Raw genomic sequence first — 6,881 nt, 5'->3', positions numbered from 1 at the left:
CAGGTACGACGGCCGTGCCAGCTCACCGGGCTGAGCCGCGCCGGTGACGGCATGCTCGCGCAGGTCGACGGGGCGGCGCTGCGGGCCCGGTTCGTGGTCGGCGCGGACGGCCTGCACAGCACGGTCCGACAGTTGGCCGGCATCGGCTTCACCGGCAGCAGCGACGAGGAGTCCTTCGTGCTCGCCGACGTGCGGGTGCGCAGCGTGCTGCCCCGCGACGAGGCGGCGCTCTTCCTCGCCCGCCCCGGGCCGCTGGTCTGGGCGCCGCTGCCCGGCGGGGTGGTCCGGCTGGTCGCCGCCGTGGCGGACGCCCCGCCCGAACCGGACGCGACCTACCTCCAGGCGCTGCTCGACGAGCGCGGCCCGGCGCGACGACCCGACCGGGTGACCGAGGTGCTCTGGGGCTCCCGGTTCCGGGTGCACCACCGGATCGCCGACACCTTCCGAGTCGGACCGGTGCTGCTGGCCGGCGACGCCGGGCACGTGCACAGCCCGGCCGGCGGGCAGGGCATGAACCTCGGGATCTGCGACGCGGTGGCACTCGGCACCGCGGTGGCGGACGTGCTCGACGGTGGCCCGGAGACGCTGCTCGACGACTACACCGCCCGGCAGCGGCCGATGGCCGAGGACGTGCTGAGCTTCGCCGCCGGGCTGACCAGGATGGCCGGTGTATCCCCGGCTCGTCGGCCCGCCCGGGACGTGCTGCTCCGGCTGCTCGGTGCCGTTCCACCGGCCCGCCGACGCATCGCGCTGCGCCTGTCCGGGCTGTCGCACCGGGAGCGGACGCCGGGCTAAGCCGCGCCGCTCGACACGGCGGACACGGCGGACACGGCCGGTCGCAGTGTCCGCCACGCGGCGACGGTGACCAGCGCGAACGTCGCCGCCGCAGCACCCGCCACCGGCGCCGTGCCGCACGACGCGGCGGCCAGCCCGGCGAGCGCCGCCCCGAGCGGTGCGGTGAGCAGACCGACCATCCGCTGGGCCGCACCGACCCGGCCCAGCAGTTCACTCGGCACCTGCCGCTGCCCGTACGACGCCCACAGGCTGTTCCACACCACTGTGCCGGCGGCGAACACGGCCAGCGCGATCCCGCCCGACACCGGATGCCGAGCCAGCGCGAAGCCGGTCAGCGCCACGGTCTCCACGGCCAGCACCGCCCGCAGCGCCGGCACCGTGCCGAGTCGGGCGGCGAGCCGTCCCGCCCCGAGCGCCCCCGCCACGCCCCCGACGATGGCTGCGGCGGCGAACAGCCCGTACCCGGCCGGTGGCACCCGGAGCACGTCCAGCGCGTAGAGCACCAGCACCGCCATGATTCCGCTGATCGCCAGGTTGCTCGCGGCGGTGAGCACTGTGACCCGCCACAGGGTCCGGTGCGCCACCAACCACCGCAGCCCCTCGACGATCTCGCACCACACCGAGCCGCGCCGCCGTGCCGTTCCCGGGGTGCTGGCGGGAGGTGCACCGAGGGCCAGCACGAGCAGGGCCGCCGCCGCGAAGGTAACGGCGTCGACTGCGAACGGAAGTGCCGGGGCGGCGGCGAACAGGACACCGGCGGCGGGCGCCCCGAGGAAGCCACCGGCCACCGCCGACCCCGCCTGGAGGCGACCGTTCGCCCGGGGCAGCGCGTCCGGTGGCACCAGCGCGGGGAGCAGCGCGAACGACGCGGAGTCGAAGAGAGTGCCAAACGTGGCGAGCAGAAACGCCGCCACCAGCAGCACCAGCACGCTGACCCGGTCGAGCGCGACCACCACGGCCAGCGCCGCCACCACTGCCGCGCGTACCCCGTCGACCACCGCCATCGTCCGACGGCGGTCCCAGCGGTCCGCGTACACGCCGCCGAGCAGGCCGAAGAGCAGCGGCGGCAACTGCCCGGCCACGGTGACCGCCGCGATGATCCGCGGATCACGGGTCACGGTCGCGGCCAGCAGGGCCAGCGCCGGGGTACGCAGCGCGTCCCCGAAGCGGGAGGAGACGGCCGCGGACCACAGGAGCTGGAAGTCCCGGCCCAGAGCGGAGGAAGTCATGCCGGCGACCGTGCCGGTTCGACCGGGTCGAGGGTCAAGCCGCCGGGCAGCGAGGGGACCGCGCCGGCCGGTGATCATGGGTACGGTGAGCGCCGGTATCGGGACGGGGAGACAACAGGCGTGGATCACACTTTCCAGGTCGACCTACGTGGCGTGGTTGACCTGCTCAGTCATCACCTCTACGGCAGCCCGCGGGTCTACGTCCGTGAGCTGCTCCAGAACGCGGTGGACGCGATCACCGCCCGCCGCAGGACCGAACCGGACGCCCCGGCGCTGGTACGCATCGAACCTCCGGACAGCACCGGCGACGGCACCCTGCGGGTGCACGACACCGGCATCGGCCTGACCGAGGCGCAGGTGCACGAGCTGCTGGCCACCATCGGCCGCAGCTCGAAGCGCGACGAGCTCGGCTTCTCCCGGCACGAGTTCCTCGGCCAGTTCGGCATCGGTCTGCTCTCCTGCTTCCTGGTGGCCGACGAGATCCAGGTGCTCACCCGGCACGGCGACGAGCCCACGGTTCGCTGGACCGGGTACGCCGACGGCCGCTACGCGGTGACGGTGGCCCCGCCGGAGGCCGCTCGCGCCGAGCCGGGCACCACCGTCACGCTGGTGCCCCGCCGCGACGCGGACCAGTGGTTCACCACCGCGACCGTCACCGACCTGGCCCGGCTCTTCGGCGCGCTGCTGCCGGTCACCGTCCGCGTCGGCGACGTCGTCACCACCGCCGGGGATCCGCCCTGGCCGACCACGCCGGGTGCGCCGCTGGACCGCGCGGCGCTGATCCGGTACGCCCGGGAGACGCTCGGCGTGGACCCGTTCGACGTCCTGCCGCTGGCCGTGCCGGAGGCCGGGCTGACCGGTGTCGCCGTCATCCTGCCGACGCCGGTGAACCCGGCGGCCCGGGCCGGGCACCGCGTCTACCTCAAGCGGATGCTGCTCACCGAGAACGCCGACGGGCTGCTGCCGGAGTGGGCGTTCTTCGCGCACTGCGTGGTGGACGCGACCGAGCTGCGCCCGACCGCCAGCCGGGAGGCCCTCTACGAGGACACCCTGCTGACGGCGACCCGGGAGGCACTCGGCGACCAGGTGCGCGGCTGGCTGGTCCGGTTGGCCCGGCACGACCCGCACCGGCTGGCCGAGTTTCTCCAGGTGCACCACCTCGGCGTGAAGGCCCTGGCGCTGCACGACGACGAGATGCTCCGCCTGGTAGACCGGTGGTGGCCCATGGACACCAACGTCGGCACGCTCACCCTCGCCGAGTTCCGGGAGCGCTACGGAGTGGTCCGTTACGCGGCCAGCCTGGACGAGTTCCGTCAGCTGGCCGCTGTCGCCGCCGCGCAGGACCTGGCGGTGGTCAACGCCGGCTACACGTACGACACCGAGCTGATCGAGCGGCTGCCGGTGGTGGACCGCTCGGTGCTCATCGAGCGGCTGGAGCCGAGTGACCTCACCACCCGGTTCGACGCGCTCGACCCGCAGGTGGAGTTGGCGTTGCGACAGTTCCTCGCGGCGGCGCAGCGGGCCGTCGAGCGTTCCGGCTGCGAGGTGGTCATCCGGGCGTACGACCCGGTTTCCCTGCCCGCGCTCTACCTGGTCAGCCGGTCGGCGGCGTTCAACGACCAGCTCGCGGCCAGCCGGGACCGGGCCGACGAGCTGTGGGGTGGAGTGCTCGACGCGCTCGCCGCCACCGCCCCGCCGGACCGTCCGCAGTTGGTGCTCAACCACCGCAACCCGCTGGTCCGACGGGTGACCATGCTGAGCGACCCGGAGCTGGTCGGTCTGGCCATCGAGGCGCTGTACGGGCAGGCGCTGCTGCTCGGCCACCATCCGATCCGCGCCGCCGACGCGGCGTTGCTGAACGATTCCTTCCTCGGCCTGCTCGGCCGGGCTGTCCCGGGACGGGAGTGAGCATGAGCGACGAGGATCTGTGGCGGGTGCTTCGCGGCATCGCCGACATGCCGTACGGGGCGGGGCAGATCGCCGCCCTGGAGCAGTTGCTGCGCCGGGTGGATGCCGCCGACGACCGGCACCTCGCATTCGTCACCCGGATGCAGGCCACCACCGGCTACATCTACGGCGGTGAGCCGGCCAAGTCCTTCGTGACCTTCTCCTGGTGCCTGTCCGAGTTCGACAGCGACCCGCAGCCGTACCACCAGGGGCACCTGCACAACCTGCTCTGGCACTTCAAGTACATGATCAACGGCCTTCTGAACTTCCCGGAGGTGCCGCTCGACCGCACGTACGCCGTGCTGGACGACATGGAACGCCGCTACCGGGCCGGCGGGCACAGCCTGCAGGCCGTGCACAAGCACCGGTTCCGGGTCGCCGACCACGTGGGCGACGTCGAGGCCGCAGCGCACTGGTACCGCCTCTGGCAGACCACCCCGCGCGACGCCCTGTCCGACTGCGCCGGTTGTGACCCCACGAGCCAGGTGGGCTACCTCGCCGACACCGGGCGGGACGTCGAGGCGGTGGAGCTGGCCGAGCCGGTGCTCGCCGGCCGGCTCAACTGCAACGAGCAGCCGCAGTCGATCCTCACCGCGCTGCTCCTGCCGTACCTGCGGACCGGGCGGGTCGAGGAGGCGCGGGACGCGCACCGGGAGGCGTACCGCCGGCAGCGCGGCAACCTCGCCAACCTGTGGGACATCGCGGACCACGTCGAGTTCTGCACGCTGACCGGCAACGAGGCGCGAGCGATCGAGCTGGTTGAGCGGCACCTGGACTGGCTGGACCGGCCGCCGTCGCCGGCCGCCGCCATGCACTTCGCGGCGGCGGCCGCCGCCGCGCTGCGTCAGGCCGGCCCATCGGCCGTGTACCGCCGGGCCGCCGAGGGCCGGCCGGCCGCCGAGGTGTCGGCGGCCTCGTTGGCGGACGAGCTGGCTGAAACCGCTGCCGGTCTGGCCGCCCGCTTCGACGCCCGTAACGGCACGAGCCACCAGTCGGAGTGGATCGCCAGTCGGCTGGCCGTGCAGGCGAGCGGCGAGCATGTGCCGCTGTCCGCGAGCGTCCGCCGCCGTCCAACCCGACCGGTCGGGGACGAGCCGGCCGGCGCGCCGGGGACACCAGCGTCGTCCACGGACCGGGCCCGGCGGGTGCGAACCGGCAGGGCTGAACCACAGGTCGTGACAGTGCCCGCAGACGCCGGCCCGGACGATCTGCTGGACCTCGCGGAGCAGAGCTGGGGCCGGCACGACCGGGGCACCTTCCGGGCGGCGCTGGTTGCCTTCGACGACCGGTTCGGCTCCGCCGAGCTGCCCGCCCGCACGTCCGCGCACCGCCTGGCCCTGCGCGCGTCGGAGCGTGGCGACGAGGACGACATCGAGGGTGCGATCACGCTGAATCGGGCGGCGTTGGAGCTGTACCGGGAGGCGGGCGAAGAGGTGGCGGCCCAGACGGTCGCCGGGCGGCTCGGCGTGCTGTTGACCCGGTCCGACGAGGACACCGAGGAGGGCCTGCTGCTGGCCCGGGAGGCGGCCGACGTCCTGGACCGGCTCGGCGACGCCCAGCAGCGGGCGGCCGGACACGACCGGGTGGCGTTGGCGCTGCTGCACCGCGAACGTTGGGCGGAAGCGCTCGCCGCGCTCGACCGGGTACCGGCCGACGCGGGCGGCGATCGGCACCTGACCGCCCGGATCGCCCTGCACCGGGGGCACCTGCTGGAGCAGTTGGATCGCGTCGACGAGGCCCGTACCGCTGTCGACGAGGCACGCCGGATCGGCCGGGAGTTGGGTGTCGGCGAGGTGGTCACCGGTGCCTGCCTGGCGTACGCGCGGCTGGTCGACGATCCGGCGGACGCCGTGGCCGCCTGCGACGAGGCGTTGGAGGCGGCACCGGCGGACGCGGAGCTGCCGGTCCGGGTCGCCCGCGCCCGAGCGTTGCTGGCGGCCGGCCAGGCTGCGGACGCGGTCGACGACTTCGTCGAGGCGGTGACGCTGTGCGTGGAGCGAGGCGCCGAGGGGGACGCGTTCCTGCGGTGGGAGCTGGCGAACGCGTACCGGATCGTGGGCCGGCTCGCCGAGGCCGCCGAGGTCGCCGAGGAGGCCGTGCTCGGTCTGGACCGGTTGGGCGCTCAGGCGGAGGCCGACCGCTGCCGGCACCTGCTGGCCGGCGTCTACGCCGGACTTGGTGAGATCGATCCCGCGTTGGCGCTGTTGGAACAGTTGGCCGGCAATCTGGACGGACCGGACAACCTTCCGCACCGGGCGCAGGTTCTGGAGGAGGCCGGGGGGATCCTCTACGACGCAGACCGGGACGCGGCGGCGGCCGAGCGGTTCGCCGCTGCGGCCGAGGCGTACCGGCTCGGTGACCTGCCGCTGGACGAGCTGCGTGCCCGGCGACGGGAGACGTACGCCTGGTTCTGGGCCGACGACCGGGACGCGGCGTTGCGCACCGTCGAGGTGGTGGACGCGTTGGCGGCGAAGCTGGCCGGGCAGACCGAACCGCCGGTGCTGTACGAGCTGGCACTGGCGGCCGAGGCCGGAGCGCGGGTGCTCACCGGTGAGGACCGCCCGGACGAGGCCCTGGACCGGCTCACCGGGGTGCCGGACCGGTTGCGCTCGATCGAGGCGTTCGGCGAGGCCGCCCAGGTGGAGGCCCTGATCGGTGAGTTGCTGCTGCGCCTGGACCGGCCGGCCGAGGCGGAGCCGCTGCTGCGCCGCGTACTCGGCGGGTTGCCGGCCGCCTCGCGGCAGGTCCGCCAGACGGCCTGGCTGCTGGCTCGGGTGTTGGATCTGCTCGATCGGCCCACGGAAGCCGCGGCGCTGCGCGCGGAACACGACCTGGACGAGGGCGACTGACCTCGCCGGCCGCCCCTGGCCAGGTCAGGGGCGGCCCGGCCCGGGACGGACGGACGGGACT

At 74.3% G+C, this 6,881-nt stretch carries 4 protein-coding genes; 3 read left to right on the top strand and 1 reads right to left on the bottom strand.

Annotated elements, in window-relative coordinates:
• Window positions 1-795 (top strand): FAD-dependent monooxygenase (locus ABZ749_RS03415; protein ID WP_357222324.1); only part of this gene is annotated, 795 nt, incomplete at its 5' end.
• On the opposite strand, the gene ABZ749_RS03410 is transcribed toward ABZ749_RS03415, so the two are convergent.
• Entirely contained in the window at window positions 792-2,024 is a 1,233-nt protein-coding gene (locus tag ABZ749_RS03410) for an MFS transporter (RefSeq protein WP_357222322.1), read from the bottom strand. The genes ABZ749_RS03415 and ABZ749_RS03410 overlap by 4 nt on opposite strands.
• A 120-nt stretch (window positions 2,025-2,144) precedes the next feature.
• Between ABZ749_RS03410 and ABZ749_RS03405 the strand changes: the two genes are divergently transcribed.
• Together ABZ749_RS03405 and ABZ749_RS03400 are read left to right on the top strand one after the other, a co-directional pair.
• Window positions 2,145-3,932, top strand: coding sequence for an HSP90 family protein (locus ABZ749_RS03405; RefSeq protein WP_357222320.1), 1,788 nt, complete (start codon window positions 2,145-2,147; stop codon window positions 3,930-3,932).
• Between the two features lie 2 nt (window positions 3,933-3,934).
• Window positions 3,935-6,820 carry a tetratricopeptide repeat protein gene (locus ABZ749_RS03400; protein WP_357222318.1) on the top strand — a complete coding sequence of 962 codons (2,886 nt, stop codon included), beginning with the start codon at window positions 3,935-3,937 and terminating at the stop codon, window positions 6,818-6,820.
• Window positions 6,821-6,881: the final 61 nt, after the last annotated feature.

This window comes from Micromonospora sp. NPDC047753 (genome assembly GCF_040642735.1).
Taxonomy (GTDB): domain Bacteria; phylum Actinomycetota; class Actinomycetes; order Mycobacteriales; family Micromonosporaceae; genus Micromonospora.
This window is presented reverse-complemented; position numbering and strand designations above follow the sequence as displayed.

Bases quoted from the DNA above. Each gene is read 5' to 3' on its own strand.
- ABZ749_RS03410 (WP_357222322.1), bottom strand. From the start codon at position 2,024: ATGACTTCCTCCGCTCTGGGCCGGGACTTCCAGCTCCTGTGGTCCGCG.
- ABZ749_RS03400 (WP_357222318.1), top strand. From the start codon at position 3,935: ATGAGCGACGAGGATCTGTGGCGGGTGCTTCGCGGCATCGCCGACATG.